Source organism: Pseudomonas sp. JS3066, from assembly GCF_036328175.1.
GTDB lineage: Bacteria > Pseudomonadota > Gammaproteobacteria > Pseudomonadales > Pseudomonadaceae > Metapseudomonas.
Genome location: NZ_CP143312.1, coordinates 3,198,991 through 3,217,020, shown reverse-complemented (window position 1 = coordinate 3,217,020; position 18,030 = coordinate 3,198,991). Strand labels below are relative to the sequence as shown.

General features: G+C 62.5%; 15 protein-coding genes. 12 read left to right on the top strand and 3 right to left on the bottom strand.

Annotated elements, in window-relative coordinates:
• The 3 genes from SA496_RS15070 to SA496_RS15060 all read right to left on the bottom strand — a co-directional run bounded on the left by SA496_RS15070 (position 1) and on the right by SA496_RS15060 (position 3,703).
• The gene (locus SA496_RS15070) at positions 1-1,773 is read right to left on the bottom strand and encodes an acyl-CoA dehydrogenase C-terminal domain-containing protein (RefSeq protein WP_280353349.1); all 1,773 of its coding nucleotides are present in this window, start codon (positions 1,771-1,773) and stop codon (positions 1-3) included.
• On the bottom strand, positions 1,770-2,378 hold the full coding sequence (locus tag SA496_RS15065) for a TetR/AcrR family transcriptional regulator (RefSeq protein WP_330114036.1): 609 nt from the start codon (positions 2,376-2,378) through the stop codon (positions 1,770-1,772). Before SA496_RS15065 ends, SA496_RS15070 begins: the two co-directional genes overlap by 4 nt.
• Positions 2,379-2,518: 140 nt before the next feature.
• The gene (locus tag SA496_RS15060) at positions 2,519-3,703 is read right to left on the bottom strand and encodes an acetyl-CoA C-acyltransferase family protein (RefSeq protein WP_330114035.1); all 1,185 of its coding nucleotides are present in this window, start codon (positions 3,701-3,703) and stop codon (positions 2,519-2,521) included.
• Positions 3,704-3,820: 117 nt separating this feature from the next.
• Here SA496_RS15060 and SA496_RS15055 point away from each other — a divergent pair, with 117 nt between their 5' ends.
• The 12 genes from SA496_RS15055 (at position 3,821) to SA496_RS15000 (ending at position 17,609) form a co-directional block, all read left to right on the top strand.
• The gene (locus SA496_RS15055) at positions 3,821-4,864 is read left to right on the top strand and encodes an AraC family transcriptional regulator (RefSeq protein WP_179058753.1); all 1,044 of its coding nucleotides are present in this window, start codon (positions 3,821-3,823) and stop codon (positions 4,862-4,864) included.
• A gap of 400 nt (positions 4,865-5,264) precedes the next feature.
• Entirely contained in the window at positions 5,265-5,423 is a 159-nt protein-coding gene (locus SA496_RS15050) for a hypothetical protein (RefSeq protein WP_179058752.1), read from the top strand.
• On the top strand, positions 5,423-6,706 hold the full coding sequence (locus SA496_RS15045) for an acyl-CoA dehydrogenase family protein (RefSeq protein ID WP_179058751.1): 1,284 nt from the start codon (positions 5,423-5,425) through the stop codon (positions 6,704-6,706). The genes SA496_RS15050 and SA496_RS15045 overlap by 1 nt, the downstream gene beginning before the upstream one ends.
• A 50-nt stretch (positions 6,707-6,756) precedes the next feature.
• Positions 6,757-7,890: a saccharopine dehydrogenase family protein gene (locus SA496_RS15040; protein ID WP_280353337.1), complete on the top strand. Its 1,134-nt coding sequence runs from the start codon at positions 6,757-6,759 to the stop codon at positions 7,888-7,890.
• A gap of 10 nt (positions 7,891-7,900) precedes the next feature.
• A complete protein-coding gene (locus tag SA496_RS15035) occupies positions 7,901-9,460 on the top strand; it encodes an AMP-binding protein (RefSeq protein WP_280353335.1) in 1,560 nt (519 codons plus the stop codon).
• Between the two features lie 17 nt (positions 9,461-9,477).
• Positions 9,478-10,716: a thiolase family protein gene (locus tag SA496_RS15030; protein WP_179058748.1), complete on the top strand. Its 1,239-nt coding sequence runs from the start codon at positions 9,478-9,480 to the stop codon at positions 10,714-10,716.
• A gap of 11 nt (positions 10,717-10,727) precedes the next feature.
• Positions 10,728-12,098, top strand: coding sequence for an NAD(P)/FAD-dependent oxidoreductase (locus SA496_RS15025; RefSeq protein WP_330114034.1), 1,371 nt, complete (start codon positions 10,728-10,730; stop codon positions 12,096-12,098).
• 75 nt (positions 12,099-12,173) lie between these two features.
• A complete protein-coding gene (locus SA496_RS15020; protein WP_179058907.1) occupies positions 12,174-12,887 on the top strand; it encodes a hypothetical protein in 714 nt (237 codons plus the stop codon).
• 173 nt (positions 12,888-13,060) lie between these two features.
• Positions 13,061-14,554, top strand: coding sequence for a flavin monoamine oxidase family protein (locus SA496_RS15015; RefSeq protein ID WP_330114033.1), 1,494 nt, complete (start codon positions 13,061-13,063; stop codon positions 14,552-14,554).
• A 9-nt stretch (positions 14,555-14,563) separates the two neighbouring features.
• A complete protein-coding gene (locus SA496_RS15010) occupies positions 14,564-15,220 on the top strand; it encodes a c-type cytochrome (protein WP_330114032.1) in 657 nt (218 codons plus the stop codon).
• A gap of 34 nt (positions 15,221-15,254) precedes the next feature.
• Complete coding sequence (locus SA496_RS15005) at positions 15,255-15,920, top strand: hypothetical protein (RefSeq protein WP_179058744.1); 666 nt, start codon at positions 15,255-15,257, stop codon at positions 15,918-15,920.
• Between the two features lie 321 nt (positions 15,921-16,241).
• Complete coding sequence (locus SA496_RS15000) at positions 16,242-17,609, top strand: DUF1329 domain-containing protein (protein WP_377671306.1); 1,368 nt, start codon at positions 16,242-16,244, stop codon at positions 17,607-17,609.
• Positions 17,610-18,030 lie beyond the last annotated feature (421 nt).

Genomic DNA, 18,030 nt, shown 5'->3' with positions numbered 1-18,030 from the left:
TTAGAACTGTGCTTCGGCCAGTTCGTAGAGGCTGTCAGCTCCCCCGCGCACGCAGGCCGCCAGGCCCTCGATGCGGGGTAGGATGCGGTTGAAGAAGAAGCCTGCAGTGGCCAGCTTCGCCGAATAGAACTCCGGGTCTGCGTCCATCCTGGTCTTGGCCATGCTGGCCATTTTCGACCAGAGGTAGGCGTAGGTGACGTATCCGAACAGGTGCAGGTATTCCACCGAGGCGGCGCCCACTTGGCGGCTGTCCTGGCCAGCCTGGTCACGCACCCAGAAGCTGGTTTCCTCCAGCTTCTGGACGGCATCGAGCAGGACAGCGCGATGCTCGACGCTGGGCTCTTCGGCGTAGCGGCGAATCTCCGCGAGGAACTCGTCGAGTGCCTTGCCACCATCAGCGAGTACCTTGCGGCCCAGCAGGTCGAGGGCCTGAATGCCGTTGGTGCCCTCGTAGATCTGCGCGATGCGTACGTCCCGCACCAGTTGTTCCTGGCCCCATTCGCGGATGTAGCCGTGGCCACCGAACACCTGCTGGCCGTGCACACAGCTTTCCAGACCCGTGTCGGTGAAGAAGGCTTTGGCCACCGGGGTGAGCAGGGCGACTCGGGTCTGCGCCGTTTCGCGCGTCTCGGCATCTGTGCCGTGCTTGGCGATGTCCAGCTGGGCGCCTACGTAGGTGGCCAGGGCGCGGCCGCCCTCGTTCAGCGCCTTCATGGTCAGCAGCATGCGGCGTACGTCGGGGTGGTGGATGATCGGATCGGCCGCCTTGTTCTTTGCCACTGGACCGCCGGGCGCGCGGCTCTGCAGCCGGTCGCGGGCATAGGCTACCGCGGCCTGGTAGGACGCTTCGGCGCAACCGATGCCCTGGATGCCGATGGACAGGCGCTCATAGTTCATCATGGTGAACATCGCCGCCAGGCCTTTGTTGGGCTCGCCGACGAGCCAGCCGGTGGCGCCATCGAAGTTCATCACGCAGGTGGCTGAGGCCTTGATGCCCATCTTGTGCTCGATGGAGCCACAGGACAGTGCATTGCGCTCGCCCAGGCTGCCGTCGGCATTCACCCGTACCTTGGGTACGAGGAACAGCGAAATACCCTTGGGGCCGGCCGGGGCGTCAGGCAGCTTGCCCAACACCAGGTGGATGATGTTTTCGGTCAGGTCCTGCTCGCCTCCGGTGATGAAAATCTTGCTGCCGGTGATAGCGTAGCTGCCGTCGGCCTGCGGTTCGGCTCGGGTGCGGATGAGGCCGAGGTCGGTGCCGGCGTGCGCTTCGGTCAGGCACATGGAGCCCGCCCAGCGGCCCTCATACATGGGTGGCAGGTAGGTTTGCTTGAGCTCGGCGCTGGCGTGAGTGTCGATGGCCAGGCAGGCGCCGCTACTCAGGACCGAATACAGGGTGAAGCTGGAGTTCGCGGCGTAGAGCATTTCTTCGACGTGCACGGCAAGCATCTTGGGCATGCCCATGCCGCCAAGAACCGGGTTGCCGGAAAGGCCGACCCAGCCACCTTCGGCGTAAGTGGCGTAGGCCTCCTTGAATCCGGTTGGAGTGGTCACCACGCCGTCGCTCCAGCGCGCGCCTTCCTCATCGCCACTGCGGTTCAGCGGCGCCAGGGATTCGCTGGCGAACTTGCCGGCTTCTTCCAGGATGGCGCCGGCGGTGTCCATGTCGAGGCTGTCGGCGAAGTTGGGCAGGGCCGACCATTGTGCCCCGGCATCGAAGACATCGCCCAGGAGGAAGTGGATATCGCGCAGGGGCGCCTTGTAACCGGTCATGGTCGGATCTCCGAAGTGGGAATGGGATGGGCAGCCATCAGCAGACGCATGAGGATCTCGCTGCGTTGCCGTTCGTCCAGCGAGTAGCTCGACAGCCACAGCGGCAAGTGCTCGAACAGCTCCAGGGCCGGCACGCTGCTTTGCCCGGGGGCGACCAGACCTGCGGCGCACAGCAGCGAGTCGAGCTGCCGGCGCAACTGCTGGCGCAGGCGGTCGATGAACAGCCGCTGGCTCGGCTTGAGGCAGACAGCGTCGCGGGCCGCCAACTGGAAGTGCAAGGGATGGGACTCATGCAGCGCGATCAGCCCCTGGATCACGACCTGCAGGGTCGCCTTGGGGGACTCCCGGCGGTGGCGGCGGTCGAACAGCGACAGCAGCGCCATGTAGTGCTCTTCGATGAATTCCAGTAGCAGCTCTTCCTTGCTGGTGCAGTGGTTGTAGAGCGAACCGGCGGTGAGCTCGAGATGGCTGGCCAGTTCCCGCAGGCTGACCTGGGCGAAGCCGCGCTGGGCGAACAGTTCAAGGGCCCTGGGGCGGTTGCGTTCGAAGCGCGAGCCAGCGCGGGCGGCCGGCGAGACGGGCTCGATGCACTTGGCTGTATTCATGTTTCAAACCCTTTCGTTTGGACAGGTCGAGGCCAGGATGTCACCGCCGCGAAGGCGGAACGCGCCGAAGGAACCGGTCGGGATACTGCTGGAGTCGTGTCTCGGGCGAAGTCCGGCTGACGTGCCCCGACCGGCCCCCTTCAGACGCGTTCGAAGATGACGGCGATGCCTTGGCCGCCGCCAATACACATGGTGGCCAAGGCGTAGCGGCCCTTGATCCGCTGCAGCTCGTGGATGGCCTTGGTGGCGATGATCGCACCGGAGGCACCGATCGGATGTCCCAGGGAGATACCGGAACCATTGGGGTTCACCTTCTCCGGGTCGAATCCAAGCTCGCGCGCCACCGCGCAGGCCTGGGCGGCGAAGGCTTCGTTGGACTCGATCACGTCGAGGTCGGCCACGGTCAGGCCCGCGCGTTGCAGGGCCAGGCGAGTCGCCGGAATCGGCCCCAGGCCCATGACGGTTGGCTCGACGCCAGCGTGGGCATAGGCCACCACCCGAGCCATGGGGTGCAGGCCCTGGTCCTTCACCGCATCGCCAGTGGCCAGCAGCAAAGCGCTGGCGCCGTCGTTGAGACCGGAGGCATTGCCTGCGGTAACGGTGCCACCTTCGGTGAAGGCCGGCTTCATCTTCGCCAGTTGCTCAAGGGTCACCTCAGATCGCACGTGCTCGTCGATCTCGAACTGGGTTACACCCTTGCGGGTCCGGATTTCCACGGGGACGATCTGGCTATCGAAACGTCCTTCGGCGATGGCGCGGGCTGCCCGCTGCTGGCTCTGCAAGGCTAGGGCATCCTGGTCTTCTCGTGTGATGCCGCGCAGCTTGGCGACGTTCTCGGCGGTGATACCCATGTGGATGCCGTGTAGCGGGTCCTGCAGGGCGCCGAGCATGAAGTCGAGCATCTTGCTATCGCCCATGCGAGCGCCCCAGCGTGCGCTCGGCACGAGGTAGGGGGCCAGGCTCATGGATTCGGCACCACCGGCAATGGCGATGCGCGCGTCACCCAGCAGCAGGCCCTGGGCGGCGCTGACGATGGCTTGCAGGCCCGAACCGCAAAGGCGATTGACGCCAAAGGCCGGGGTTTCCTTGGGAATTCCGGCCTGCAGTGCGGCGACCCGGCTGATGTAGGCGTCTTTGGGCGTGCTAGGGATCACGTTGCCGAACACGACATGTTCCACCTGCTGCGGATCGCAGTTGGCGCGTGCGAGGGCAGTTCGGGTGACTAGTGTGGCAAGTTGCGCGGGCGGGGTATCCTTGAGGGTGCCGCCATAGGTACCGATGGCGGTACGCACCGCGCTGACAACGAAAACTTCAGGTCTGTTCATCTGAGACGCTCCTGGATTGATGGCCGGAAGTCTAGGGGGCAGTGGCCTGCCCACCTATGCCGGAATTGCGCGCACTCGGATGTCGAATTTGGACATATCAGCTGATGGGCAAGGACTATGACGGGCAACGCTGAAGAGCACATCGTCCGGACGAATGACTCTGTGGCCGCCTATTTCGTGAAGGCCGCCGTGCACCGATTGGCGCAGGCACCTACGCGCGTGGAGGCGATTCTGCGCGAAGCGGGTATCGAGCCTTCCTGGCTCGATGAACCCTTGCGCCGGGTACCGGCGGAATCGGTGACACGGCTGTGGCTGCTGCTCACCGAGGAGCTGGGAGATGAATTCTTCGCTTTCGATTCGGGTGGGATGCCTCGTGGTACGTTCGCGATCATCTGCCGCAGTGTGCTCCACGAGCCGGACCTGGGGCGCGCGCTGCGCCAGTGCCTGTCCGGCTTCAACTTGTTCCTGCGTGACATCCGCGCGCATCTGGAACTGCGCGGCAATCGCACCGCGATCGTCCTGGAAACCCGTATCGACGATCCCGCTATCCGTGGAGTCGCCGAGGAGATCTACCTCAGCATGGTAATTGGCGTGGCCTGCTGGCTTGTGGGACGCCGGCTCAATTTCGACCGTACCCAGTTTGGCCATCCTCCGCCTCCGCACGGCGCCGAACCCTTGCTCTGGGGACCCTGGATTGAGTTCGAGGCCAGGCGTACCGAGGTGGAGTTCGGTTCAGCCCAGCTGTCGCTGCCGGTGATCCGCAACTTCGCCAGTCTCAAGCAGTTCCTCCGTCACGCGCCAGAGGGTGTGGTGGTGCGATTCCGCAATCGATCAGGGCTTTCGGCCGACGTTTATCGCCGCCTCAAGACGTCCCCTGAGCTGGAATGGCCGTCCCAGACGCAGATGGCAAGCCAGGTTTCGATGAGCGAATCCGCCTTCCGCCGACAGCTGGAGCGCGAGGGTTTTTCCTATCAGGCGATCAAGCACGAAGTGCGTAAGGCATTGGCCTTCGATTACCTCAACGATGAGACCTTGAGCATCTCCGAGATCGCGATTCGTTGCGGATTCCAGGAGCCCAGCGCGTTTCATCGAGCCTTCCGCCAGTGGACCGGCATGAGTCCTGGTAGCTACCGGGCCACGCAAGCCGTTGGTAGGCGCTGAGCGCAGCCTGGCTAGTGCTGCCTTGTCGCGCGCCGTGAATCGTTCGACGTAACTCACCCTCTCGACCGCGTCCGCCCCCCGCTGTCTGACCCACTCCCATGCCGAGATCTGAATCTGCAGTGGGCCATGCTGTCGGGCAGGTTTCATTTGCGCTGCGCCATCCCCCATATCGCCAATCCACTGAACGGAAACGGCGCAAATCAATTCATTTCCTGCTGCCGGTTGCGATTGTGCCCGCCCGTTCAATTTTCGCCGGATCGGCTGAAGAGCCGCGATTGTTCGTCCCGGGGCGTTGCCTTGCCTGGGTCGTAACAAGTGTTTTGCATAACAACTGTTGCGTAAAAATAAAGACAGGATTACAGTTCTGCAAAACAACAAGAGACCCCCCTGGAGGTCGCGCATGAAAAGCTTCAAGACAGGTTCCCGTCCCAACGACGGCTTCGCCGTCTGCAGAGGTTTTCCCGGCGAAAAGAGCATTGCTTCGTTCGCCATTCAATCCAACTGCCCGGGCGTGCAGTGCCTGATGATTTGTTTGCCGGTGTCGGCGGAGGTGGTCTGATGATTACGCTCAAGCCCAACCTCACCCTTCCTGCGGCCGGACTGTCCGGTTTCGAAACTCCTCTCTCCGAGGAAGAAGCAGCCATACAGGCCTCTGTGCACCGTTTCGCCAAGGACGTGCTGCGTCCTTTGGGTCGCGAGCTGGACCGGATGACCGCCGAAGAAGTGGCTGCGCCGGGCTCTCCCTACTACTCGGTGTTCAGCGAATTCGCCAAGCTGGGGCTGGACCCCGCACTGCTAGCGGAGCTGCCGCCGGAGATGGCAGTGCGGATCGAATCCATGATCGGCGAAGAGCTGGGGTGGGGCGATGCTGGCCTGGCGGTCTCCCTTGGTTGTGCTGGCTTCCCCCTGCAGATGGCCGTCGCTGCCGGCAACGCCGAACTGATCGAGTTGTGCCAGGGGCGGATCGGTTGCTGGATGGCCACCCAGCCGGATCGCGGCAGCGACAACCAGTTGCTCGATATCAAGCGCGATTGGCCCGTAGGTACGCCGGCCAACATCGGGAACCTGACCGCCAAGGTCGTTGGCGACGAGATCATCATCAATGGCCAGAGCTCGGCCTGGGTCTCCAACGGTGCTGTCGCGCAGGTGGCATTCGGTCTGATGTGCGCCGACTACGGTGACGGTTTCTACGGTGAGGATGGATTGCCCAATGGCATCGCTGTGATCGTTCCGCTGGATATCAAGGGGGTTTCCAAGGGCAAGCCCCTGGAGAAGATCGGTCAACGTTCCTTGCCTCAGGGGGAAATATACTTCGATGACGTACGTGTCCCGCGCCGCTTCGCCATTGCCGAGCGGGACGGTTACTACGGCGCCGTGAGCTCCTCCTGGTCCTATGCCGGTACCCATATGAGCCAGGTCTTCACCGGTGTGGCTCGGGCGGCCTTCGAACTGGCGTTGCAGTACTGCCACGAGCGCCGCCAGGGTGGTCGGATGCTGATCGATCACCAGATGACCCGCCTGCGCTTGGGCGAAATGCTCCGCCGCGTGGAAATCGCCCGTGCGGTTGCCCGCCGCTCACTGAGCTTTGCACGCCTCTCGCCACAGACCCATCCCTATGCCACAGCCTCGGCCAAGGTCACCGTGACCGAAGAAGCGTTGGCGGTGGTGGAGGAGGCATTCCGCCTGTTCGGCGGCAATGGCACCACGCTCGAGTACCCCATCGAGAAGCTGCTACGCGACACCCAGTCCGCCCTGATCGAAGACGGCGAGAACCGCATCCTGACCATGCGTCTGGGGTTGCTTGCGCAGCAGCTCTACGCCGAAGGCTGGGCCCAAAACTGATTCGATCATCCGATTCAATCCATCCAAGAACAAAAGCGAGGAACACCCCAATGGCCAAATATCCTGTCGTTGTCTATGGCGCGAGCGGTTACACCGGCATGCTCACCATGGACTGGCTTATTGACCAGAAGATCCCCTTCACTGCCGTGGCCCGTAACGCCAAGCGTGCCCAGGAGATGATGGCGCAACGCGTCGTCGGCCTGGAGTCGGCCACCTACGAAATCGTCGAGTGCCCTCACGAGGTCGAGGCCCTGACTGCCGTCTTCAAGGGTGCAAAAGTTGTGTGCAACACCGTCGGCCCGTTCGTCAACTTCGGTCTGACCACCGCTGAGGCTGCCCTGAAAGCTGGCTGCCACTACCTGGACCCGGCCGGTGAGCAGGAGCATATCCGTGCCCTGCGCGATCAGTTCGGCGAGCTGTACCGCCAGGCCGGCCTGCTGCTGTCGCCCTCGCTGGCCTACATGTACACCTTCGCCGAGATCGCCGCTGAGCTGGCCCTGGAAACCCCCGGTGTCGACTCCCTGGAAACCGCGACCCTGACCCGCGGCCCGCGCGTGGGCGCTGCCGGCGTGACCGTTGGTTCCACCGCCACCATCTTCGAAGGCTTCCGTCACCCGGGTGGTTACCTGTGGGAGAAGGAACTGATTCCGTACGCGCCCAACACCAGCTTCAACGTGGTCTGCCCCAGCCTGCTCGAGTCCGTGTTCTGCTTGCCGTGGGGCGGTACCTCGCTGCCGATCTATTTCCAGAATGACGGCCGCGTGCGCAGCTGCATGTCCTGTGTCGGCTTCTACGACAACCCGGTGATGAGGACCGTCCATGCCCTGGGGCAGAAGTGGGAGGCCGAGTACAAGCATCTGCCGAAGGAGCAGCAGGACGCAGTGATCCAGAACCTGGTGGATTCCACCACCCCGAGCATGCCGCCGCGCGAGCGCAGCACCCTGCAGCGCACCGTGGACTTCGCCATCGGTCGCGGTCAGCTGTCGGCGGTGCGTGCCACCGTGCACGGCATCACCCCCTATATCGCCACCGGTGCGCTGCACGCGGCGGCTGCGGTCAAGCTGCTGGACAACGACGTTGCCAAAGTGGGCTTCGCGTCCTCCTCCAAGGCCTTCGGCCACCGTTACATGCTCGGCTTCCTCGAGCAACGCGGCCTGGCTCGCGCAACCATCACCCAGCTGTGAAGTGACGACGATGGCAATCATTGATTTCTTCGACCGTGGCTGGCGGATCAATCCGCAGGGGCCTGCCTATATCCAGGACGGCACGGTCACGACCTTTACCGAAGCGGGGGACATGTCCTGCCGCATCGCCAACGCACTGCTGGCCAGTGGATTCGCGTCCGGGGTGAAGGGCGCAGTCTGGGCAGCTAACGATGTAACCGCCTGGCTCTGTGCCCTGGGTCTGTGGCGCGCCAACCTGTGCTGGATTCCGGTGGGCGCGCGCAACGCGCCCGAGGAGAACCGCTACGTACTGGACGCGTTCGACTGCGAGATCCTGTTCTTCCAGCGCGAATTTGCCGAGACCATTGCTACCCTGCGGCCGCAGCTGCCGAAGATCAGTCAGTGGGTCTGCATAGATGGTGAAGTGGAGGGGGCCGAATCGCTGGAGCAATTCATCGCGCAACAGCCGGCCACAGATCCACGTGTCTCCGTCGATCCGGACGATGTGATCTGGCTCGGGCCCACGGGTGGCACCACGGGCTTGCCCAAGGGCGTCATGAACACCCATCGCAGCGTGCAGACTAGCTTTGCGCACTTCATGATTAACACGCCGTATCCCGCCAATATCCGGCCGGTGAACCTGGCGGCAGCGCCGATGACCCACACCGCCGGCATGCTGTCGATGCCCTGCACGGCCAGGGGCGGCGCGGTTGTGGTCATCACCAAGCCGGAACCACAACTGTTGCTGGCGGCGATCCCACAATACCGGGTGACGGAGTTCTTCTTGCCGCCAACGGTCATCTACCGACTGCTGGATATTCCCGACCTGAACAAGAAGGTCGACTTCTCGTCGCTTCGCTACTTCCTCTATGGCGCTGCACCGATGTCGGTGGAGAAGTTGCGCAAGGCGATCGAAGTCTTCGGCCCGGTCATGATGGAAGGCTATGGGCAGACGGAGGCGCCGGGCGCGATTGCGCACCTGACGCCGGGCGAGCACTTCGTGAATGGTGAAGTGGCCAGCGATGAGCGGTTGTCTTCCGTTGGAAAGCCCAACCCCCTGGTCCGCGTGGAGATCATGAACGACGGCAACGAGATTCTCACCCAGGGTGAAACGGGTGAGATCTGTGTGCGCGGCGACCTGATCATGAAGGGCTACTACAAGGATCCGCAGAAAACGGCGGAGACTCTCATCGATGGCTGGCTGCATACCGGCGATATCGGCCACATCGATGCCGACGGCTACTTGCACATCACCGACCGCAAGAAGGACATGATCATCTCGGGCGGGTTCAACGTGTACCCGAGCGAGGTTGAGCAGGTGCTCTGGAGCCATCCTGCCGTACGCGACTGCGCGGTTATCGGCGTGCCCGACGAGACATGGGGTGAGGCGGTCAAGGCCGTCATCGAGCTGAACGAGGGACAGACCGTCGACGCCGACGCACTGATTGCGTTGTGCAAGGAAAAGCTGGGTTCGGTGAAGGCGCCCAAATCGGTGGACGTCATTGAGGCGCTGCCACGCAGCCCGGTGGGCAAGGTGCTGAAGAAAGACCTGCGTGCCCGTTATTGGCAAGGCGCCAACCGGCAGATCTGAAGTCGAGGAGTCTTCTGATGGAACCCATTTACATTGCCGGTATTGCCATGACCGAGTTCGGTCGTCATCCGGATCGCAGCCTCCAGGACTTGGCCCTGGAGGCGCTCAACGGCGCCTTGGCGGATTCCGGCGCGCAGCGCTCCGACATTGGTGCCGTCTTCTATGCCGGTATTACCAACGGTGCGTTGCAGGGCCAGCTGTCCATCCCGGGGCAGGTGATCATGAGCAAGATCGGCATCGAAGGGGTGCCGGCCTACAACGTCGAGAACGCTTGCGCTTCAGGCAGCACCGCCGTTCACCTGGCAGTGCAGAGCCTGCGCGCAGGCGCTACCGATGTGGCGCTGGCCCTGGGCTGCGAGAAGATGGTGGTGGCCGACAAGGCGAAGTCCTTCGCCCTGTTCGAAGCAGGGTGGGACGTCGCCCGCGCCGAGGAGAACTTCGCCATCCTGTCGAAGATGGGCGACGGCGTCGTGCCGCCGCCCGGCTCGGAGTCCGACCGTCCGTACAGCCGCTTCATGTCCATCTACGCCGGCTTCTGCCGTTGGCACATGAAGACCTACGGCACCACCCAGAGGCAGATCGCGGCGGTGTGCGCGAAGAACCACAACCACTCGGTGCACAACCCGTACTCCCAGTTCCGCAAGCCCTTCACCATCGAGGAAGTGCTAGCGGCGCCGCCGATCACCTACCCGATCACCCTGCCGATGTGCGCACCCATGACCGACGGCGCCGCCGCCGCGATCATCTGCACCGAGGCCGGTCTGAAGCGGATCGGAGCCGACCCCCGGCGCTGCGTGAAGATCGCCGCCAGCGTGATCCGCAGCTTTACCCTGCGGAGCATCGACGAGCCGGAGAAGCACGTCAGCCACCTAGCCGCGCTGCAGGCCTATGAGATCGCCGGCCTGGGGCCGCAGGACATGCATGTCGCCGAGGTTCACGATGCGTCCGCCATGGGGGAGATCATTCAGGCGGAGAACCTCGGACTGGCGCCCCTGGGGCTGGGCGGGGTCTGTGCCGAGCGCGGTGATTTCACCGTGGGTGGCCGAGTCCCGATCAATCCCTCTGGCGGGCTGGAATCCAAAGGGCACCCGCTTGGCGCAACCGGCATTGGCCAACTCTACGAACTGACCACTCAGTTGCGTGGCGAGGCGGGTGCCCGGCAGGTCGAGGGCGCGCGCCATGCAATCCAGGAAAATGGCGGTGGCCTTATCGGGGTCGAAGAAGGCGCCGTCGCAGTTCACATCCTGAGCCGATAGGAGAACGTGTCATGTCAGCACCCCGTCGAGACGCGGAAAACAAGACCAGCTGTGGAGTCGCGCATTTTCGTCGGCTCGGTGGGTGGGTGGAAAGGCCGGCTGACATGCAGCCAGAGCTGGAGGGTGATGTCAGCGCCGATGTGATCGTGGTCGGTGCTGGCTTTGCTGGACTGTCTACTGCATTGGAGCTGACTGCACTCGGTGCGAAGGTAATCATCCTCGAGCAAGAATTCGCCGGCTTCGGCGCGAGTGGGCGCAATGCGGGCTATCTCGGTGGCAGCCTGGGGATCGAATTCGAATTCTTCGTCAACCGCGTCGGCATTGAGCAGGCGCGGAAGATCGTCAGCTTCTATGACGAGGGGGTCACCTACGTAGAACGCAGGCTCGAAGAGCTCGGCATCGACTGCGACTACAACCGATCAGGAAATATTCGCGTCGGCGTTCATCCCTCTCAGGAAAAGAAAATGCGCAAGGCCATGGAGCTTGGTCTGGAGCTCGGCTCCACGACGCAGTTCCTGGACAATGCCGACATGCGCGCGCGCGGTATCCCGCCAGCCTTCCTGTTCGGTTATGCCCAGCAGCATGGCGGCACCCTGGACCCCGGCAAGTACGTGATGGGGCTGCGGCGCGCGGCGCTCCGGGCCGGTGTGAAGCTCTACGAGAACACGCCGCTGCTGTCCTACAGCGAAGGTCCGACCATCAGGTGTGCGACCAGGCGGGGCACCGCGAGCGCGTCCTATGTTGTGTTAGCCACAAACGCCTACACCCCGCAGCTCGGCCTTCTAAGGGACAAGGTGGTACCGCTACGGGTCTCGGCGATCGAGACGGAACCCCTGTCGGCAGCGCAACTGACCTCGCTGGGCTGGTCGGGCAGGGAAGGCTTGATCACCTCGCACTGGACGATGGAGAGCCATCGTCTGACCGCTCGCAACACGCTGGTCATCACAACGAAACGGCTCGGTTATGCGTATGGCTCGCAAACCCCAAATGTGCCGGATGAAGTCGCTTATCGAGAATTGGCGGTGGCGCTGAACGATCGATTCCCAACCTTGCGCGGCCTCGGCATCCAGTCGAGTTGGAGCGGGTACGTCAGCATGGCTTATGACGCGCTTCCGGTTGTTGGTGAGACGGGCGCCCAGAAGAACGTCATTTATACCGCCGGGTGTTCCGGGCACGGCGTCGCCACCCAATCGTTGATGGGCTACCTGCTCGCCGAGCGAATTGGCGGTGTCGAGCATCCTCTGCTGGCCGCGTTGCGCCACAAGACGCCCTCGACCCTCCCTGAGCCCTTGCAGTGGTGCGCCGTCAAGCTGGCGCTGGGGGCGGCGAACCTGATGGACAACTGGGTGAATCGTAAGGTGCAGGGCGGCGCCGCTAACTGACCGAGAACCGGAACTGACGTCGCGGGAATCTCCGCACAGTTCCGAACACAACATTTCTGCTTGCGCGGAGCGATGATGAATAACAACTCAAAAGAGGCAGTGCGCGTCACCGCCTGGACCGCGATTCTGGGCGGCATCTTTGCCTACCTGAATGTCGGCTTCATGCTGATGGTCACCCAGGGTGATATGACCGTTTCACTGGACGGTGCGGCGATGCTGGCGTTCCCGGCAGAGATTCGAGAGTTTTTCCGGCTGTCCATGCTCGCCGACATTCTCGGTTTCTATCTGCCGGTGCTGGTGATCGGAGGCTACCTCTGGAGCGTCTTTCGTGAAGAGGCGGGCACCCTTGGGGATATCGCTGTGCTCGCCATCGCCCTCTACGTGGCCCTGGGTGTCATCGGCGCAGCCCTGCAACTTTCCGTGCTTAACCCGCTGGCCGACGCTCATGCGGCGGGTGGTGAAGCAGCCAAGGCAGCGGAAGTTGTCTGGACCAGCATCGCTGTCGGCAGCCAGAAAGGGCTGTGGTGGTGCGAGGGCCCGGTTGTGCTGTTCTGGGGACTGGTGGTCGGTGGCCATCTCAAGCGCGCGGGCTGGGGCCGGTCGGTGCTGCTGCCCCTCAGCTTCGTCGGCTGGTGCTTTGGCCTCTTCTTCCTGGCCGGGTTCTTCCCGCAACTGACCGGACTTTCGGCGGCCCTACTGGTCTTGGTCGTCCTGATCTTCCCGATGTGGATGATCCTGTTCGGCACGCAGTTGCTGCGCCGATCGACCTTCATACTCGCCACAGGGTGAACCCCAGGGCCAGGCCCCGAGGTTCGTTGAATTCCAATAAGCACATCGATCGCCGGGGCTCCCCGGTGAATCTCGCGGCATGCCATCGCCGGCCATTTTGGCTGTTCGCTGCCGTCTTTCCCATGCCGTAACAAGAACGACGACTTCAATAAAAAATACGTGAGGCTACGAGTATGGCGAACAAGCCCAACTCAAATTCTTCTCTCGATCTCAAGCGACGGCAGTTGCTGAAGCTGGCGGGTGCCACTGCAGCGATTGGTGGGTTCGGCCTGACCACAGGGCTGGCGCATGCCAGCGAGACGTCAGGTGACGCGATGGTGTCGACCGGGCAGGACGACGTGCTGGATGTCGTCATTATCGGTGCGGGGCTGGCCGGTCTGACCGCCGCCCGTGACCTGCAATTGGCCGGCAACCAGTCCTTCCTGGTTCTGGAAGCGAGGGATCGAGTAGGGGGGCGTACCCTCAATTACGAGGTGAATGGTTACGTCTCGGAAGTTGGTGGTCAGTGGATCGGGCCTGGTCAGACCGCCGTCGAAGACCTTGCGCGTCAGCTGGAGGTTGGCACCTTCCCGACGTTCTACGAAGGACGCACGGTCGTCATCGGCGGTGACGGTCGGCTGGAAGTCGATTTACAAGGAACCTTCGGCACCGACATGACCGTGGCTGGCAAGCTGAGCGAGATGTCTCGCGAAGTCCCCTCGGGGGCCCCCTGGAAATCCCCCAGGGCTGCTGAGCTGGACAAGCTCTCGGTCGGAGACTGGTTGGCCCAGCAAAACATCAAGCCGGAGGATCGGTCCGGCTGGGATGCCAGCATGACGCTGACTGGTGGCGTCACCCCGGCCAAAATGGGGCTGCTGCATTTCCTGTCCATGATCAATTCGGCCGGTTGCGACTACGAAAAACTCGACTCGATCAAGGACAGCGCGCAAGGCACGCGTTTCGTTGGCGGCTCGCAGATCCTCAGCATCAAGATGGCCGAGCAATTGGGCGATAAGCTGCGTTTGCAGTGCCCGGTGCGGAAGATTTCCGACTGGGATCGCGAGGTCGTGACCCTGCACACCGACCAGGGGGCGATTCGCGCGCGTAAGGTCATCGTGGCCATCCATCCGGCCCTGTGCAACCGGGTGCAGTTCGAGCCGGCCCTGCCGGCGGCGCGTGCAGCACTGCAACGTGCCTGGCCCGCGCATTCGCCGGCACGCAAGATGGCCATGGTGTATTCCCGGCCGTTCTGGCGGGACAAGGGCTTGAACGGGCACATCATGATGATGGGTGGCCCCATTATTTGGGCCTGGGACAACTCGCCGCCCAATGGCGAGATCGGCATCATCAATGCCTTCCTCTCCAACGCCAATCTGCCCTCGGATCATGAAACGGCCAAGCGCACGCTGACGGAAATCTTCGCCGACGTTTGGGGCGACGAGGCGCTGCAGCCCGTGGCATACCACGACCAGGACTGGGGGCGTGATGACCCCTGGACGCTCACCTGCGTATCCGCCATCCCGCCGGGCTTCTGGACCACCCATGGCGAGGCGCTGCGGCCACCCTGCGGCAACCTGATCTGGTCCGGTACCGAGACCGCTGATATCTGGGCCGGCTACATGGATGGCGCCGTACGTTCGGGCCACCAGAGTGCCCTGCAGGCGCTCAACGCGCTGCGTCGGGCATAGGAGGCGAAGATGAAGAAATTGATAGCGGTGGCTGTAGTCGTGGTCCTTGCCGGGCTGCTGGCTTTTTACGGTCGGGATGCCCTTGATCTCTATCGTCTGATGGACCACATCAGCACTTCCACAGAGGCCAAGGAAGCCGACGGCGGCCCATGGCCACGACTGAGCGATGCCTGTGTAGGTTGTCATGGTGTTCAAGGCAAGTCGCAGCATCAGGGGTATCCCAGCCTGGCTGGTCAACCTGCTACCTACCTGGCCAACCAACTGCGTAACTTCGCCAGTGGCGCGCGGGCCAATCCGAACATGGGGCCGCTGGCTATGACCCTGAGCGAGGCCGACGTCCAGCAGTTGGCGGCGTACTTCGCCAAGCAGTCGGCTGCGCAAAACAGCTCCTTCAAGGCTGATCCCGTGCTGCGGGATAAGGGGCAGAGGCTGGCGTTGAACGGAGGCTGCGCGGCGTGTCACGGCGAAGGGCTGATGGGGCGCGACCAGTTCCCGCGGTTGGCCGGACAGGGGCATGACTACCTGCTGGCCCAACTGAATGCCTTTGCGGAAGGGAGGCGCAAGGATTCGACGGGCGCGATGACAGCCATCGTCTCGACCTTGTCCGCGGATGATCGTCAGGCACTTTCCCACTATCTCGCAGCGCTCGTCCCTGTGGCGAAGTGAACCATCGGTAGAGTATTTGATAGAGGTTATTGCTATGGAAATTAAGGAAGTTCTTGCGCTGCTTTCTAGCGTTTTCTTGATCACTTGCGGTGTGGTTTACGGCCTCAAGTATGTGCGCATTCGGAAGAACTATCTGCTCGGATTTGAGTGGCTGATCGTGGCCTTCTCTGCTTCGAATCTACTGCTATTCCTTGTGACGGGTTTCAAGGTTGGCTACAGCATCTCTTTCTTCCTCGATGCCTTTTCCCGCGCTTTCGGTGTCCCGATCGTGGCCACGCTTGGCCTGATGGCGGTCACCCATAACTACAGGCCTTCGGTTACCAAGGACATCATGATTTTCGGGGTCACCTTCGCCGCCACTTTCGTGCTGGTACTGGCCGACTTCGTTAAAGGGCTGCTGCCGTATTTCTACCTGATCATGTGGGCCTGCTACACCCTCTATCTCTGCTATTTCACTTGGCGTCTGCTGCGCGCCGGCGAGTTCATGCATGCACTGCTCAATGCCTTGACTACGGCGGCTGCTTTGGCCGTGGCGGTCGTCTATGACTTCCTCCCAATCCCGGGAGACGAGGACAAGATGGAGTTCATGATCTACGCCCTGACCGTTTGGGGTTGCCAGATAATCCAGCAGTACTACGCCTACGGCGCGCTGGAACGGGCGAAGAACAATTCGTTTCAATCGTTTGTCCACGCCAGGTAAGTGACCCGGAGTCTGACTGTAGTGAGCCACCATTGTCTGGCGGCTCACTACACAGCACCAACTTGTCCCCGAAAGAAACGCTCCACTTCATGCTGGCGATACCATTGTACGGCAACGATAGCGTTGTTGTCAGAGCCTGGGTTTTAACGATCGCCCCATCGGAAGCAGGCAGCCCTTTTTCATCAGTTCAATGGATTGAGCGGAGTGCTGATTCCTACATGCCTCCCCGGAAGTACGTGATTGACGTGCGAGGGGGGCGTGCAGGTATTCAGAAACTCCAGCGCTTACTCACGAAGCACAACAACAAGAGGTAGCGAAAGCATGGGAAAGATGGTCTTTTCAAATTGTTCGCTGGCGCTGAGCCTTGGCCTGATCGGTCAGTTCGCCCTGGGGGCGGTCAGTGTCGAGCAGGCCGCCCAGTTGGGCGCGTCGCTCACGCCTCTGGGAGCCGAAAAGGCGGGTAATGCCGCGGGTACCATTCCCCCCTGGGACGGGGGACTGTCCAGCGGTGCCGGCAATCGAGATGCCGCGGGATTTCTCAGCAACCCCTTCGCCACAGAGCAGCCGCTGTTCACTATCACCGTGCAGAACATGGCGCAGTACCAGGACCACCTGACGCCTGGGCAAATGGCGATGCTCAAACGCTATCCAGGCACCTACCAATTACCGGTCTACCGTAGCCACCGCTCCGCCAATGCGCCTGACTTTGTCTATCAGGCGGCCAGGGAGAATGCGACAAGAACCAGAATGGTGGACGGAGGCAACGGTCTGGAGAACTTCTCCACCGCGATGCCCTTTCCCATCCCGCAGGATGGCCTGGAAGTAGTGTGGAACCACATCACCCGCTACCGTGGCGGCAGCGCCAAGCGCAGCCATGTGCAGGCCACTCCGCTGGCCGATGGCAGTTTTGTGCCGGTGCACTTCAAAGATCAGTTCACCTTCCGTGATCGCGTTGCCGACTTTGATCCGGCGAACCCAGGAAACGTGCTGTTCTATTACAAGCAGTTGGTGACTGCTCCGTCGCGTCTGGCTGGTGATGTGCTGCTGGTGCACGAGACCCTCAACCAGGTCAAGGAGCCGCGCCTGGCGTGGCTTTATAGCGCCGGGCAGCGACGCGTACGCCGTGCGCCGCAGGTCTCCTATGACGGTCCCTATCCGGCTGCTGACGGCCAGCGTGTCGCCGACAACCAGGACATGTTCAACGGCGCACCGGATCGCTATGAGTGGAAACTGGTCGGCAAGCGCGAAATCTACATCCCCTACAACAGCTACCGGCTCGACGGGGCGGACCTCAAGTACAGCGACATCATCAAGCCCGGGCATATCAATCCCGAGCTGACCCGCTACGAACTGCATCGCGTCTGGCAGGTCGAGGCGACCCTCAAACCAGGCGAGCGGCATATCTATGCCAAGCGGGTCTTCTTCGTCGACGAGGACAGCTGGCAGATTGCGTTGGCCGATCATTACGACGCGCGTGGCGCCCTCTGGCGCGTCGCCGAAGGCCACCTCTCACCGATGTACGACCTGCAGATCCCCTGGCTCGGCACCGAGGCGCTGTATGACCTGATCAACGGCCGATACATCGCGTCCGGCATGCACAACGAGGAGAAAAAGGCGCTGCAGTTCGGCTTCACCTCCAGCGCCGCCGAGTACACCGCCGCCGCACTGCGAAGCTCAGGCATTCGCTGACGACTACTCCATAGTGGGCCACAAGCCCGCTCCTTTTTGCCGCCCTTCGGGGCGGTTTTTTTTCGGTTCTTCGCGGAATGTCGGGGGGAGAGGTCTGTTCACACTGGATTGGCAATGTTGCGCGAGCGCCGTTGTCTGAAACCAAGCCTGCGGATGTTGCCCTCTCTCCCGCCCCCGCTCTGCGCCCCAGCGGGATCGCTTCGCGCTCAGTCGTTCATCGGCACCGGAAGCGATGATTTCGAAAGCGTGCCTCTTTACCCCTGAAGAAGAGAGGGGTGACTCGCGCCGGGGAGTCCACGCAGTCCTGGATTCCTGTACGGACCTGAAATGACGCAATGAAGGTGACGCCGCGCGAACTGCTCCGTCAGGGCGGGCGAGCGGAATGGATCGTCCCTCGCGCCGTACTCCCGGAGCGACGATG